This is a genomic window from Bacillota bacterium, from assembly GCA_013178045.1.
Classification (GTDB): Bacteria; Bacillota; Ch66; order Ch66; family Ch66; genus Ch66.
In genome coordinates, this window is record JABLXP010000001.1 from 149,168 (window position 1) to 163,540 (window position 14,373).

The window sequence follows — 14,373 nt, forward strand, 5'->3', positions numbered from 1 at the left end:
AAAAAATGGGTGCTTTAGATATCGTGTTGGATTCATTGCCTAGTTTACTGTTAGGGGCGAGGGTAACCCTCACCTTGACCGGATTAGCGGTGCTGTTTGGAACGATTATTGGTACCTTCGTGGGGATGGCCCGCATCTCCAAGAACAAGCTTATCTATGGCGTCGCTACAGCTTATGTCGAGATAATCCGTGGTACACCGCTCCTTTTACAGATCTACTTTTGTTTTTTTGGTCTGGGTCAATTAGGAATCAATTTGGATGAGGTCACAGCTGCCGTCGTGGCCTTGGCAGCTAACTGTGGGGGTTACACCGCTGAGATTGTCCGGGCAGGGATTCAAGCTATTCCCAAAGGCCAGATGGAAGCCGCACGCTCTTTGGGCATGACTTACTCCCAGGCCATGCGCAAAGTCATCCTGCCCCAGGCCTTTCGCCAGATGATTCCACCGATGGTTAACGAATTTACTGCTATGCTTAAAGACTCTTCCTTGGTCTCGATTCTTTCGATCACAGAGTTAATGCGGGCCGGGGTTATTGTTGTGACTAGAACATACCAGGCGATTCCTTTGCTCTCCGCTGTTGGTGTTATTTACTTTATCATGACGTTCATCCTGTCACAGCTGGCGAATTACCTGGAGAGGAGGTTGAGGACGGGTGATTAAAGTAAGAAAACTGAATAAAAAATTTGGCCGCCTCCACGTCTTAAAAGATATCAGTCTGTTTGTGAATCCTGGAGAAGTTATAGTGATTATTGGACCCAGTGGCTCCGGCAAGAGTACCTTCTTGCGGTGCCTCAATCAGTTGGAGAGCATTACCAGTGGCGAGATTTTTGTTGATGGAGTATCGCTGACCGATCCCCGAACTGACCTCAATCTGATTCGCCGTCGGATCGGTATGGTTTTTCAACAGTTTAATCTTTTTCCTCACCGCACTGCATTGGATAATATTACCATGGCACCGCTGGAGGTGTTGAAGCAAAAACGCGAGCATGCGGAAGCTGTGGCTTTTGACCTGCTGAAAAAGGTTGGCTTGGCGGATAAGGCCCAGGCCTATCCCAGTCAACTGTCGGGTGGACAACAGCAGCGGGTGGCGATCGCCCGAGCGTTGGCCATGCGGCCGGATATAATGTTGTTTGATGAACCAACATCGGCTCTCGACCCAGAAATGATTAACGAGGTCCTCGATGTGATGAAAGACCTCGCCCGAGAAGGGATGACGATGGTGGTGGTCACGCACGAAATGGGTTTTGCTCGTGAGGTAGCCGACCGGGTTTTATTTATGGACGACGGGCGGCTCTTAGAAGAAGGCGAACCCACGGATATCTTTTCTAATCCGCGTCACGAGCGAACCAGGGAGTTTTTAAGTAAAGTGTTGTAATCGATGTTTGGGGTTATTGAACCGTTAATCACTCGTAAAAGTGGTTGAATCCGCGTGGTGTAAGTTCCGTCCTTGAACCGTTGGCACTCTGCAGCCAGCGGCCAGCGGGAGCCGGTAAAATTTCTCCGACCACAGTTAATGGACAGCCAGTATCGGCTATAACCTCGGTCAAACTGGGCAGATTGGCAGGAGCAGTGGTAAAAACCAGTTCATAATCCTCACCGCCGTACAGCGCCCAGTTTATTTCTTTTGCGTTAAAGTGACGGGCAATGGCGCGCGTAGTGGTCGAGATCGGCAGAGCCTCAACCCAAAGCACGGCCCCGGTTTGACTGGCACTGCAGATTTCTGTAACTTCACTGGCCAATCCATCACTAATGTCATTCATTGCCGTAACCAGACCGGTGGCCGCCAGCCGCTGCCCGATCTCGACCCGTGGCTCTGGTCGGAGGTGGCGGCGTATGACTGCTTTGGTTTCGGGTAGATGGCAAACAGGGGCATTGGCCAGTACGTGCAGACCAGCGGCTGAAGCCCCCAGGTCGCCAGTGACCACGATCACGTCTTCTACCTGTGCGCCTGACCGTAAGACAACATGGTCCGGCGTTGCCTCGCCTAAAAGCGTCAGACTGAGACACACACCGCCGGTGGAGCGGACGGTGTCTCCACCCACGATGTTTACCCCAAACTGCCGAGCCAGTTGAATCATCCCGGTGTATAACTCTTCCACTTCTTCTACCGTGAGACTGGGTGGCAGGGCGATGGTGACCAGGGCACTTAAAGGCCGTCCTCCCATGGCAGCGATATCGCTTAAATTAATGGCCATGGCTTTGTGGCCTAGATCCGCCAGGGAAGTCCATTCTCGCCGAAAATGGATCCCTTCTACCAGCATATCGGCGGTGGCCAGCAGGACCCGTTCGGGCTGCTGCGGCAGGACTGCGGCATCATCGCCGATCCCAACCAGAACAGTAGACGGATTACAGATGGACAAAGGTTTTATGCGGTTAATTAGACCGAACTCACCAATTTCGTGCAGTTTCATACATCCTACTCCTATGCAAAATTTCAGTCAGCATTTCCTGGGTTGTCTTGGCAATGTCTGGAGCAGTAACAATAGCAGAAACAACCGCGATCCCATCAGCTCCAGCCGAAATCACCTCGCGAATATTGGTCAGGTTGATGCCTCCGATGGCTATCAGGGGGAGGGAAACGACCTGACGGATTTCCTTTAATCCAGCAAGACCGACGATATCCCGCGCATCACTTTTAGTGGTCGTTGGGTAAATAGGTCCGACCCCAAGATAGTCGGCTCCTGCTGCCTGAGCAGCCAGGGCTTCGGCGACGGAGGTGACGGAAATCCCAAGGATTTTCCCAGGGCCTAATAACTTTCGGGCTACTTCGGCTGGCAAATCATCCTGCCCGAGGTGAACGCCATCTGCGTCAACGGCGAGGGCAAGGTCAACCCGGTCGTTGATAATGAATGCAGCACCCGCTCTGGCGGTGATTTCTCGCAGTTCTACTGCTTGCTGCCAGAGTTGACGTTCAGGAAGTGCTTTTTCCCTCAGTTGAACTGCTGTTGCTCCTCCAGCCAGGGCTTGGGTAATCACCTCTCGGTTGCTACGAGGAGAAGACAACTGCTGATCGGTGATGACATATAAGGTTCCGTTAAAAAACATTAATTAACCTGACCTCCCTGGCAATTTTCAATAGTGAAGCGCCCCATACGCCGGATTGTTTGTTCATCCAGATTATACAGGCTGTCGAAGAAAGCGGCTTTAAAACTGGCTGGCCCAGTAGTTTCAGGCCTTTGGGCGGCTAATTCTCCAGCGATCCCAAAGCAGACGAGAGCGCCAAGGGAAGCCAGGACGGGATCTCGTTCTACAGCGGCGAAAGTGGCAATCACGGAGGCAGCCATACACCCGGTGCCAGTGATCGTTCCCATCAGAGGATGCCCATTGTCTACATAGGCCCAGATCTGACCGTTGGTGATGAGGTCGCGTGGTCCGGTGACGACGACGGTGGTTTGGTGGGTATTAGCTAGTCGAGTCGCTCCTTCTGCTAGATCACCGGTAACGCCAACCGCTTCTACTCCTTTGATTTCTCCTTGCAGGCCAGCCAGGATGGCGATCTCCGCCGAATTACCCTTGATAACCGTTACCTTGACGGCATGCAAAATTGCCCGCGCGCTGTCTGTTCTAAGTCTGGTGGCGCCAACACCGACCGGATCCAGGATGACTGGGATATTTTTCGCATTTGCCTGTTGGCCAGCGAGAATCATGGCCTTGATCTGGTCAGGAGTGAGGGTACCGATATTAAGCACTAGGGCGCCGGCCATCGTGACCATCTCTTCGACTTCTTCTCGGGCATGGGCCATGACAGGCAACGCACCCATTGCAAGGGTAATGTTGGCACAGTCATTGATCGTTACCTGATTGGTAATATGATGGATTAGCGGTTTGGACTTACGCAGTTGATTGAAGCGGTTGACAATTTGGTTAAGCACGAGATATTCCTCCTAATTTATTAATTATTGTTTGTTCCAGAGTATAACAGCGATAACGGATTTTTTTGAAACTGACCCCGATTTCTGGAGACAATAGTTTCCCGAATTCCTCCAGCACCCGCATGGCTTCCTGAATTCGACGAAGGTTGGCCCGCACCAGGTCAGTTAAGTTTACCCTCGGTGTCTGACCATCTCTGGCTAACTCTGTGCCCACATCACCGTCGGTGTTTCGTTTTACCAGGAGTTCAGATGCATTGGGAATGCTAAATTCAGCCTGAAGTAGGTCGTGTCTCAACTGTTTTATACTGTCTGTTAGAACTTGGTCGTTCAGGATGAAGCGGGCGACTTCTTCGACTACGCGCAATCCTTCACGTGCTCGATTAAGGTTGGCATCGATAATCCGATAGATGGTATGCATTGAATTTCACCTCCCCCGAGTTAAATAAACAGCAAAAACCGTGAAGCCTGATCCAGGTTTCACGGTTGATTTCTCACCCGCTTCCCTACGCTGGTATTACCCAGATCAGGTGCAAAGGGTCAACGGCTTCATGCCATTTCTCAGCTCTGTTTTAACGAGCTCCCCTAGCGGTTATACGTTCTTTAATTTCCTTCAATATACCATATCTGGTTTGAGGTGTAAAGATATAAAACTCAGGGACAGACTTTCCAGACATCTCCTAAAGAACCTGACTATCGGCTTGTGGTATAATGTCTCGTAGGTTACAGCGGGTTAGAGAAAGGAGTTGACTCCCTATGAAGGTGAAAGACATACGCATTATCGTTGCTCTGCTGGTCATGATTGGGACCTTCACCGTGCTCGTGGGAGGCAACTTCATTTACCAACGGTATTTTGTTCAGCAACCTTTGGCGGCGCTCCTAGCCCAGAACAGTGATGTTCACAACCTGCAGATTGAGCAGGAGGCTGACCGGGTGGTGATTACGGTTGAATTGGGCGAAGTTAAGAACCTGCAGGATACTTATCGTGAGTTAGAAGAAATGGTCCGGAAACATATGGGGTCAAAGAATTGGGAGCTCAGGATTATTGATACCCGGACGCCGAATCTGGAACGGGTTTGGCATGCTTCCCAGTTTGCCCTGTATGAAGCGATCGTCCAGGGAAACTTTACTCACATGGCTAGTGTAATTGAGCAGTTAGCTAAAGGTGCTGGTCTTGACCGCTACGGATTGTATATAGACGAAAATTACCTCTACCTGCAACTGCATCAAGACCAAAACTTTCTTTACGCTGTTCTTCCGAGGGGTTCAGTGCTGGGTAATCAACTGGCTCCAACAAGAATGGCCTTGGAAGGACAAGGGGGTAAAGCCAGTGATTAAAGAGATTCTGGTGGGTGTCGGCCTGGGAATTTTGGCTTTTCTGGCGTTTATGGGAGTCAATGTTGCTCCGTTTTTGTTGATGGGAGGGCTGATCGCTACCTTCTATTTCATCGTTGAGAAGAAGGGCCTGTTGAAGTCTACGGTAATCGGTGAGTATGGACTGCGGACGGAGTTCACTTTTGAAGACATTGGTGGACAAGCCACGGCCAAGCAAGAATTGAAAGAGGCACTGGAATTTATAATTCAGGCGGACAAAATTCGTGAAATGGGTATTCGACCATTAAAGGGAATTCTTTTAACCGGTCCGCCGGGAACGGGAAAAACTTTACTGGCGAAAGCAGCCGCTACTTATACGCGGTCTTTATTCCTGGCTGCTTCCGGCTCTGAATTTATTGAAATGTATGCTGGAGTCGGGGCGCAACGGGTTAGAAGTCTATTCAAAAGCGCACGCGAACAGGCTAAACGTCAGGGGAAAAACAGCGCGATCATATTTATTGATGAGATTGAGGTGCTTGGTGGTAAAAGGGGATCGCACACCAGCCACCTGGAATATGATCAGACCTTGAACCAACTCCTGGTCGAGATGGATGGAATCTCTAACCAGGACGATATTCGTTTGCTGGTGATTGGGGCGACCAATCGGATGGACATGCTGGATCCAGCCTTGCTTCGTCCCGGCCGGTTTGACCGACAGGTGCGGGTCGACCTTCCCGATAAAGCAGGACGTTTAGAAATCCTCCGATTGCATACGAAGAATAAGCCGCTGGATGATGAAGTTGATCTTGAGCAAATCGCCAGGGAGAGCTTTGGTTTTTCCGGGGCTCACTTAGAGAGCCTGGCCAACGAAGCCGCAGTTTTAGCCTTGCGTGAGGGAGCAAAGGTGATTACTCAACATCACTTGCGCGAGGCGATTGACAAGGTAATCATGGGAGAAAAACTTGATCGCAAACCAACGCAGGATGAACTTGAACGGGTAGCAGTTCATGAAGCTGGTCACGCGGTGGTGAGTGAAGTGGTGCGAGCAAATTCGGTGGCCCGGGTGACCATTTCTCCCCGGGGTGGCGCGCTGGGTTACGTTCGACGGACACCCGAAAACGACCAGTACCTTTATACCCGGGATTTTATTGAGAAGCAGATTATGATTTGCCTGGGCGGAGCAGTTGCCGAGGAAGTGGTGTTAGGAGAGCGGAGCACGGGCTCGTCTAATGATTTTGAAGAGGCTGTCCGGCTGGCCAAAAAGATCATCAGTGCTGGATTGTCTCCTCTGGGGATTATCTGCGAGGAGAACATCTCCTCAGAAACAATGCACCAAGCTATAAAAGATATCATTGCTCAACAGGAGTTTCAGGTAAAGCGTCTGGTTGAGCGGTACCGCAGTAGCATCATCGGGATCGCCAAGGTATTGCTGGACAACGAAAGCTTACCTGGCGAGGAATTGCGTGCCTACCTTTATAATAGTGTAAGCAAAGCTTCGTAAACATTAAGCCTGAGACAAAAAAGTTTCAGGCTCACTCTTTTTAGTCAGAACAAAAAAGGAAATTTATTAGATATCACGAAAATATGTAATATTGGCTATTGCCAGAAAAAGAGAGCTTGCCCATGATAGAAAAAGTGATTGACGAATTGCTCCAGAAGCAAAATCAGGTCAGGTGCAAACAGGTGAGTATACGAACTTTTATTGCGATCAAATTATCTTCTGAATTACAACGAGTAGTGCTCCAGCGTCAAAACCAGTTGATGCAGGAAATAAACGGGGTCAAGTGGGTTGAAGCTGAAAATTTGCACCTCACCCTGAAGTTTTTGGGTGATACTGATGAAAACGCGGTAAAGCGAGTTTGGACGGCCTTGAATGACGGAGTGGAAGGAATCTCCCCGTTTTCTCTGGTTGCCGAAGGAATTGGCGGATTTCCAAACTCAAATCGGGCCAGAGTGCTCTGGCTCGGGGTGGGGGGTAACCTGAATGAACTGAATCGGGTATACGACGGGATTGAGACAGCCCTGGTCAACCTTGGATGGCCCAGGGAAAAAGCGAGGTTTCATCCTCACATTACGTTGGGGCGGGTCAGAAATGGCGCGCTTCCGGTAGACCTCCGGCCGTGGGTAGAGGGACAGGAGTTTAAACGGATGGGTTCTTGGTTGGTGAAAGGCGTTTCGTTTATGCAGAGCGAATTGACCCGGCGGGGACCGATTTATACCACTCTGGCTGAAATTTTACTCCGGCCCAATTAATTTACCTTATGTTCGGTTGACAGGAATTAGAAATTTGTCTATAATTTAGCCATACCGAACAAGTGTTTTGGAGGAGGAGAAAATTATGTCCGAAAAGCAGCGGGCCTTAGAAATGGCTATCGGGCAAATTGAGAAACAATTTGGCAAGGGTTCAATTATGAAGTTAGGGGAAGCGACTAAGATGGTGGTTGAGACTATTCCCACCGGTGCCCTGACTTTAGACCTGGCGTTAGGTGTCGGCGGGGTGCCCCGTGGGCGGGTGATTGAGCTCTACGGTCCGGAATCCTCGGGCAAGACGACGGTCGCCCTGCACATTGTCGCGGAGGCGCAGAAGATGGGGGGGACAGCCGCTTTTATTGATGCTGAGCACGCTTTAGATCCTATCTATGCCCGTAAGCTCGGGGTTGATATAGATAATCTTCTGGTTTCGCAACCGGACACCGGTGAACAAGCGCTGGAAATCGCTGAAGCCTTAGTGCGCAGCGGGGCGATTGACGTGGTGGTGGTTGATTCAGTGGCTGCGCTTGTTCCCCGGGCAGAACTGGAAGGAGAGATGGGAGATCAGCATGTGGGGCTTCAGGCGCGGTTGATGTCACAGGCCCTGCGCAAACTGACTGGGGCGATCAGCAAATCGCGCACGGTAGCCATCTTTATTAACCAACTCCGGGAAAAGGTCGGGGTGATGTATGGTTCACCTGAGACCACGCCTGGTGGGCGTGCCCTGAAATTTTACGCCTCGGTTCGGTTGGAGGTTAAGAAGGTCGAGACCTTAAAACAAGGTTCAGAAGTGGTTGGTAGTCGTACCCGGGTTAAAGTGGTGAAGAATAAGGTTGCCCCGCCCTTTAAGCAGGCTGAGTTTGATATTATGTACGGTACGGGCATATCCCGGGAAAGTAGTCTGATTGACATCGGGGTAGAATTGGATATTATTAGTAAGAGTGGGGCTTGGTATTCTTACGGCGGCGAGCGACTTGGGCAGGGACGGGAAAATGTCAAAGAGTACCTTAAAGAACACCCGGAGATAGCGGCTGAGATCGAAGCTAAAATCAGACAAGCTTTAAGTGGTGGACAGTTGAAATCCCTTCCACTGGCAGATGAAACCGAGAACATAGAGTAGGACGGATTAGGCACAAGGCTTGACAACCCTGATAAAAAAGAATAGAATGGAGGATGGGAGAAACTGGACTTTGGAATACTTCCTACCACTGAGCGGGTTTCTTATATAGATAAAAAACTATACTCTACCAGAACAGGCTGGTGGGGATTTTTAGCGGTTTTTTGGAGATATAAGAAAAAGAGCAAAACTCTGGCTTTGAGTCACGAGGAACAGCCTACCCGTGTTTATGTTGCTTATAAACAGTGGAGGAAAGTTTCTAAACGTAACCGAGTTTCTACTCGGTTTAATTTTTTGTCTAGCAAACCTAGACCTATTTCTATGACAAGGAGGTGAAACTATATTATCAATTATTTAATTGGGGCAATACTTCTAGTTATTGGTGTTCTGATTGGATTTCTGGTCCGTAAGGCTTTAGCGGAGGCCAGGATCAATTCAGCGGAAGAAGCTGCCCGAAAAATTATTGAGGAAGCCGAGAAAGAGGCAGAGGCCAAAAAGCGGGAAGCGATCCTGGGGGCAAAAGAGGAAATTCACCAACTCCGTTCTGAAGCCGAGCGGGAAAACCGGGAGCGCCGGAACGAGCTGCAACGGTTGGAACGCCGCTTGTTGCAAAAGGAAGAAACGCTCGATCGCAAGATGGAGGGCCTGGAGCGCAAAGAAGACGCTTTGCAAAGAAAAGAAGCCGAGGTTGACCGGCTCAGAGAGGAGTTGGCGCGAATCCATGAGCGGCAGCTAACGGAATTAGAACGTTTGTCCGGGTTAACCTGGGACGAGGCTCGCCAGTTGCTTTTGAGTAAGGTTGAGGATGAAATTAAGCATGAGATTGCTGTCATGATCAAGGATATGGAGACTCAGGCCAAAGAAGAGGCGGAGAAAAAGGCGAGAGAAATCATTACCCTGGCTATTCAACGCTGCGCCGCTGATGTTGTGGCCGAGACCACTGTATCAGTTGTGGCTTTACCGAACGATGAGATGAAGGGGCGGATTATTGGGCGTGAAGGACGGAATATCCGTACACTCGAGACCCTGACCGGTATTGACCTGATTATCGATGATACACCGGAGGCCGTGATTCTTTCCGGTTTTGACCCGATCAGACGGGAAATAGCTCGACTGGCTCTGGAAAAACTAATTTTGGACGGGCGAATTCACCCGGCTCGTATTGAGGAGATGGTGGAAAAAGCCCAGAAGGAAGTTGACCAGAAAATCCGGGAAGAAGGAGAACAGGCTGCGTTCGAGACAGGGGTTCATGGTCTGCATCCCGAACTGATTAAGTTACTCGGGCGGCTGAAGTACCGAACCAGTTATGGCCAAAATGTTTTAAAGCATTCAATTGAAGTATCCCATTTAGCCGCGGCCATGGCTGCTGAACTTGGTGCTGATGTGCAATTGGCAAAACGAGCGGGCCTTCTTCATGATATCGGTAAGGCAGTTGACCACGAAGTCAGTGGTCCCCACGTCAATATCGGTGCGGATCTGGCCAAGAAATATCGAGAGGGGCCCGAGGTAATTCATGCGATTATGGCCCACCACGGTGATATTGAACCTCAGACTATTGAGGCGGTTCTGGTACAGGCGGCTGACGCTATCTCGGCAGCCAGACCAGGAGCACGCCGGGAGACCCTTGAAGCCTACATCAAACGGCTTGAGAAACTAGAAGAAATCGCGGATTCTTTTGAAGGCGTCGAAAAATCATACGCTATTCAGGCGGGGCGGGAGATCCGGATTATGGTTAAACCTGATAAGGTTGATGATGCAACCTCAGTGCGCATCGCCCGCGATATCGTTAAGAAAATTGAAAGCGAACTAGAATACCCCGGGCAGATTAAGGTTGTGGTAATCAGAGAGACCCGGGTGGTTGATTACGCCAAGTAAATTGTTTGATTTTAGACATTAAAAACTGGTCTCGGTTGAGGCCAGTTTTTTCAAATCGCTTAAATCGAAATAGAGAGAAAAAAAGAAGGATTTTGTTTAAAGATCGCGAAATAATATCAACACTTATGACCGAAAGGAAGGCGACCACTACTGTGTACATAAAAACTAGGACGGTGCATGCCGGCTCCGATAGCGTTGAACTCTTGACATCAATTATGATGCGTTACCCGGAAGTTGGGACAATTAATTTTGAACCAGCCAGACGACTACTAAAGTTTACTTTTATTCTCTCACAAGTGGTAACGAATAAGGAGATTGATTTATTCCGGGAAAAGCTGGTCACTATGGTTGATGCTTATAATCATTTAGAGGGCCGGGAACCAGGTGTGGTCGAAGTGACAGCTACTTTTTGTAAACAGTTAACACTCTTGGAAATTAGTCGAGACATCGAGTCCCTGGATTATGACGAAATTGCCTTATTAATGGCCATCCTGCACCAGCAATTTGGTTCCCTGATTATGACCGAGGAGAGCGAGGGGATGCTGGAAGAGGAAATTCTCTTGCAGGAAGACTTGATCCGACAGATGCTAGAGAGCTTAAGGTGCTGTGAACAAGAAAAGAAACTGGTTGCCTTTCGTGAAGAGGGCCGCGTTCTGGTATTCAATAAATAGGAAAGATGGTATGGTTAATTTTCCCCCATGGCACTGGGGACTACCAGACTAATTTTGGGATACAACAATTTAAAATTTGCTTATTGGGGGGAGATTTGTGCGGATATTAATGATCGGGGACATTGTGGGCCGGGCTGGCAGAAAAATAGTTCGGGAACTCTTGCCCCAAATCATTAAAGAGCACAAGGTTGACTTGGTCATTGCCAACGGGGAGAACGCTGCCGGTGGAAACGGGATTACCCAAGCTATCGCTGAAGAATTGTATTCTTACGGGGTTGATATCCTGACCATGGGCAATCACGTTTGGGACAAAAAGGAAATCTTTGATTTTATTGATTATGATGATCGAATCCTTCGTCCGGCTAATTACCCACTTGGAACGCCGGGGAAGGGTTTTCTTATTTTTTCAGCGGCAGAAGGATTTAAAGTTGGGGTAATCAACCTGTCGGGTCGGGTTTTTCTAAACTCGCTTGATTGCCCATTTCGGTTAGCCAATCAATTGATTCAGGAGATTAGGGAAGCTACTCCGAACATAATCGTAGATTTTCATGCTGAAGCTACCTCTGAGAAGGTCGCATTTGGTTGGTACCTTAACGGCCGGGTTAGTGCGGTTTTAGGGACGCATACCCATGTGCAAACCGCAGATGAGCGGGTTTTACCTGGTGGAACCGCCTATATAACGGATGTGGGAATGACTGGACCACGTGATTCTGTGCTAGGGGTGAAAATCGATCAGGTCATTACCAAGTTTACTACCCAGTTGCCGGTTCATTTTGAAGCAGCCAGAGGAATGGCGCAATTTAACGGTGTACTGGTTGATCTGGAGCCCTTAACAGGTAAAGCAATCGACATCAGGCGTTTACAGATGATCTTAGAATCGTAAATAGGCGAAAAATAACGAAAAGTGTCGAATGAAACACTATAAAAGAATTAATTTTACAAATTAGGAGGATATTCGCAACATTAAAGAGAATATACTATATCAAGACAATGATTCAAAGCATCTGTTCTAACATTAAAGGAGGTAATTTTAATGGAAGTATTAAAAGTCTCAGCTAAATCCAGTCCAAACTCAGTGGCCGGGGCACTCGCAGGAGTGTTAAGAGAGCGGGGAGTTGCTGAGATTCAAGCTATTGGGGCTGGCGCGTTAAACCAGGCCGTCAAAGCAGTGGCGATTGCCAGAGGGTTTGTTGCTCCAAGTGGAGTTGATCTAATCTGCATCCCGGCCTTTACTGATATTCAGATTGATGGTGAAGAAAGAACCGCCATTAAGTTGATCGTTGAACCACGGTAGGAATAGTGTGGACAAAATAGCAAGCATGTGTGAAACCTGTTTATTTGGCTAAAATAAACAGGTTTTTATAATTCTTCACTCTAATCTAGGAGGGAAACCACGTGGCGAGGAGAGAAAACGCAGCAGAAATTACGGCCCGGATCCACCGGGATACAATCATCATCGATGCCCACTGCGACACCATCGAACGGGCTTATCGTGCAGGAGCCAATTTGGCTCATTTCCCAGCCGCCCAGCTTGATTTTGCGCGTTTGTTGGCTGTGGGTGTTAAAGTTCAGTTCTTTGCGGCGTATATCGCCACCGAATATAAACCGGAAAGGTCCCTCAAGCGAGTGTTACAGCTGATCGACTTTTTTCATCAACAACTGGCCCAAAATAGCCAGTACGTACGGCTTGTGCGTCGGATGATGGACATTACCAAAGCTATTCAGTCTGGGCAAATCGCTGCCCTGCTCAGCGTGGAGGGAGGAGAACCGGTCGAAGGCGACCTGGCCTATTTACGGATATTATATCGACTCGGCGTGCGTTCCTTGGGTCTGACCTGGAATCAACGCAACCAGTTGGCTGATGGGGTGGGGGAAAGAGAAACACAGGGCGGTCTAACTTTGTATGGCAGGGCTGTCGTCCAGGAAATGAACCGCCTGGGCATGTTGATCGATGTATCGCACATGTCTGAAGCGGGATTTTGGGATGTCATCCAGGAAACACAGCACCCGGTAATTGCTTCTCACGCGAACTGTTACGCCCTGGTTCCGCATCCCCGTAATTTAACTGATGATCAGATCACAGCCCTGGCCAATGTAGGGGGTGTTGTGGGGATTACATTTGTGCCGGAGTTCCTGGCGGAAGATGATAAAGCCATTGTAACCCGTGTCCTCGATCATATTGAGCATGTCACTCAGTTGGTGGGAGTGGACCACGTTGGAATTGGTTCGGATTTTGACGGGACGGAAACCACCTTGCCAGGACTGGAAGACGTCACCCGGTTGCCACAGTTGACAGAAGGTCTTCTAAAACGGGGATATTCAGGGGAGGAGATTCAAAAAATAATGGGAGGAAATTTTTTGCGCGTGTTGAAGCAAGTAATTGGTTAGCACGTTTCACAGAAAACTAGTTATGTGAGGATAGAGCATGTGTGTAGATTTACATATCCACACTACAGCCTCGGATGGGTTGCTTTCACCGCAACAGGTTGTCGGTCAGGCCGTTGATTTAGGCTTACGGGCGATCGCCATCACCGACCACGACATTATTGATGGTTGTTCCCCAGCGATCACCGTGGCCGGGGAAAAGCTAGAGGTGATCCCCGGGATTGAAATCAATACCGAGTGGAAAAATAAGGAGGTCCATGTTTTAGGCTATTTTATTGATCTTGAGGATCAGCAATTTCTTCAAACGTTAAAGGAACTTCGGCAAGCTAGACTGAACCGGATAGGTAAGATCGTCCGAAAATTACGGCAATTAGGCTTGAATATAGAACTGTCGCGAGTTCTGGAGCTGGCCGGTGCAGGGACAATTGGCCGCCCTCACATCGCTATTGCGATGATCGAGCAGGGATATGTCGAGACCATTCAAGAAGCTTTTACGAATTACATTGGTTATGGTGCCCCAGCCTACGTTCCTCGTTACAAGCTGTCACCCAGTGAGGCGGTAGAAATCATCCGTCGGGCGAAGGGTATCCCGGTCTTAGCTCACCCCGGCTTAATCGGCAGTGATGAATTGATTCCTGACTTGGTGAAAATTGGATTGCAAGGGTTAGAGGTGTTTTACCCGGAACACGATCCAGAGCAGACCGAACACTATTTACGATTGGCCAGGTACTATAATTTGGCTGTTACCGGTGGGTCAGATTTCCACGGTAACAGCAGTGACTACCGTGGTGAGCTGGGTGGTCTGAAGATCGACTACAGTGTAGTCGAGAAACTACGCGCTCTGAAAACAGGGTTATGATTGAATATAGAAAAATCGCCTCGCCGTGAGGATA

16 protein-coding genes and 1 riboswitch are annotated in these 14,373 nt (G+C 49.1%); of the genes, 12 read left to right on the forward strand and 4 right to left on the reverse strand.

All coding sequences use genetic code 11. The features are described 5' to 3' along the window. Positions 1-5: 5 nt before the first annotated feature. Positions 6-659 carry an amino acid ABC transporter permease gene (locus HPY81_00805; GenBank protein ID NPV25999.1) on the forward strand — a complete coding sequence of 218 codons (654 nt, stop codon included), beginning with the start codon at positions 6-8 and terminating at the stop codon, positions 657-659. Continuing rightward, on the forward strand, positions 652-1,374 hold the full coding sequence (locus HPY81_00810; protein ID NPV26000.1) for an amino acid ABC transporter ATP-binding protein: 723 nt from the start codon (positions 652-654) through the stop codon (positions 1,372-1,374). Before HPY81_00805 ends, HPY81_00810 begins: the two co-directional genes overlap by 8 nt. Positions 1,375-1,402: 28 nt before the next feature. Here the strand turns inward: HPY81_00810 and thiL are convergent, their stop codons facing one another. Genes thiL through HPY81_00830 form a run of 4 tightly spaced genes read right to left on the reverse strand, consistent with a single transcriptional unit; the run spans position 1,403 to position 4,289 of the window. Beyond that, positions 1,403-2,410: a thiamine-phosphate kinase gene (thiL, locus tag HPY81_00815; GenBank protein ID NPV26001.1), complete on the reverse strand. Its 1,008-nt coding sequence runs from the start codon at positions 2,408-2,410 to the stop codon at positions 1,403-1,405. Further along, entirely contained in the window at positions 2,388-3,044 is a 657-nt protein-coding gene (gene thiE / locus HPY81_00820; protein NPV26002.1) for a thiamine phosphate synthase, read from the reverse strand. The genes thiL and thiE overlap by 23 nt, the downstream gene beginning before the upstream one ends. Then, positions 3,044-3,871 (reverse strand): hydroxyethylthiazole kinase, encoded by an 828-nt coding sequence (thiM, locus tag HPY81_00825; GenBank protein NPV26003.1) that lies wholly within the window; start codon positions 3,869-3,871, stop codon positions 3,044-3,046. Before thiM ends, thiE begins: the two co-directional genes overlap by 1 nt. Continuing rightward, complete coding sequence (locus HPY81_00830; GenBank protein NPV26004.1) at positions 3,864-4,289, reverse strand: hypothetical protein; 426 nt, start codon at positions 4,287-4,289, stop codon at positions 3,864-3,866. Before HPY81_00830 ends, thiM begins: the two co-directional genes overlap by 8 nt. 65 nt (positions 4,290-4,354) lie before the next feature. Beyond that, a riboswitch (TPP riboswitch) is annotated at positions 4,355-4,465 on the reverse strand. A 159-nt stretch (positions 4,466-4,624) separates the two neighbouring features. On the opposite strand from HPY81_00830, the gene HPY81_00835 reads away from it, so the two are divergent. From HPY81_00835 to HPY81_00880, 10 genes are all read left to right on the forward strand, one after another. Beyond that, positions 4,625-5,206, forward strand: a complete 582-nt coding sequence (locus HPY81_00835; GenBank protein ID NPV26005.1) for a hypothetical protein — start codon at positions 4,625-4,627, stop codon at positions 5,204-5,206. Then, positions 5,199-6,683 carry an AAA family ATPase gene (locus HPY81_00840; GenBank protein ID NPV26006.1) on the forward strand — a complete coding sequence of 495 codons (1,485 nt, stop codon included), beginning with the start codon at positions 5,199-5,201 and terminating at the stop codon, positions 6,681-6,683. Before HPY81_00835 ends, HPY81_00840 begins: the two co-directional genes overlap by 8 nt. A 122-nt stretch (positions 6,684-6,805) precedes the next feature. Continuing rightward, positions 6,806-7,435 (forward strand): RNA 2',3'-cyclic phosphodiesterase, encoded by a 630-nt coding sequence (gene thpR, locus HPY81_00845; GenBank protein ID NPV26007.1) that lies wholly within the window; start codon positions 6,806-6,808, stop codon positions 7,433-7,435. Positions 7,436-7,520: 85 nt separating this feature from the next. Continuing rightward, entirely contained in the window at positions 7,521-8,552 is a 1,032-nt protein-coding gene (recA, locus tag HPY81_00850) for a recombinase RecA (protein ID NPV26008.1), read from the forward strand. A 342-nt stretch (positions 8,553-8,894) separates the two neighbouring features. Further along, positions 8,895-10,424: a ribonuclease Y gene (rny, locus tag HPY81_00855; GenBank protein NPV26009.1), complete on the forward strand. Its 1,530-nt coding sequence runs from the start codon at positions 8,895-8,897 to the stop codon at positions 10,422-10,424. 125 nt (positions 10,425-10,549) lie between these two features. Continuing rightward, positions 10,550-11,095, forward strand: a complete 546-nt coding sequence (locus HPY81_00860) for a hypothetical protein (GenBank protein ID NPV26010.1) — start codon at positions 10,550-10,552, stop codon at positions 11,093-11,095. A 97-nt stretch (positions 11,096-11,192) separates the two neighbouring features. Continuing rightward, entirely contained in the window at positions 11,193-11,978 is a 786-nt protein-coding gene (locus HPY81_00865; GenBank protein ID NPV26011.1) for a TIGR00282 family metallophosphoesterase, read from the forward strand. A gap of 150 nt (positions 11,979-12,128) precedes the next feature. Further along, positions 12,129-12,389, forward strand: coding sequence for a stage V sporulation protein SpoVS (gene spoVS, locus HPY81_00870; protein ID NPV26012.1), 261 nt, complete (start codon positions 12,129-12,131; stop codon positions 12,387-12,389). 101 nt (positions 12,390-12,490) lie between these two features. Then, a complete protein-coding gene (locus HPY81_00875; protein ID NPV26013.1) occupies positions 12,491-13,483 on the forward strand; it encodes a membrane dipeptidase in 993 nt (330 codons plus the stop codon). Positions 13,484-13,520: 37 nt separating this feature from the next. After that, positions 13,521-14,339 (forward strand): PHP domain-containing protein, encoded by an 819-nt coding sequence (locus HPY81_00880; protein NPV26014.1) that lies wholly within the window; start codon positions 13,521-13,523, stop codon positions 14,337-14,339. The last annotated feature ends 34 nt before the right edge of the window (positions 14,340-14,373 follow it).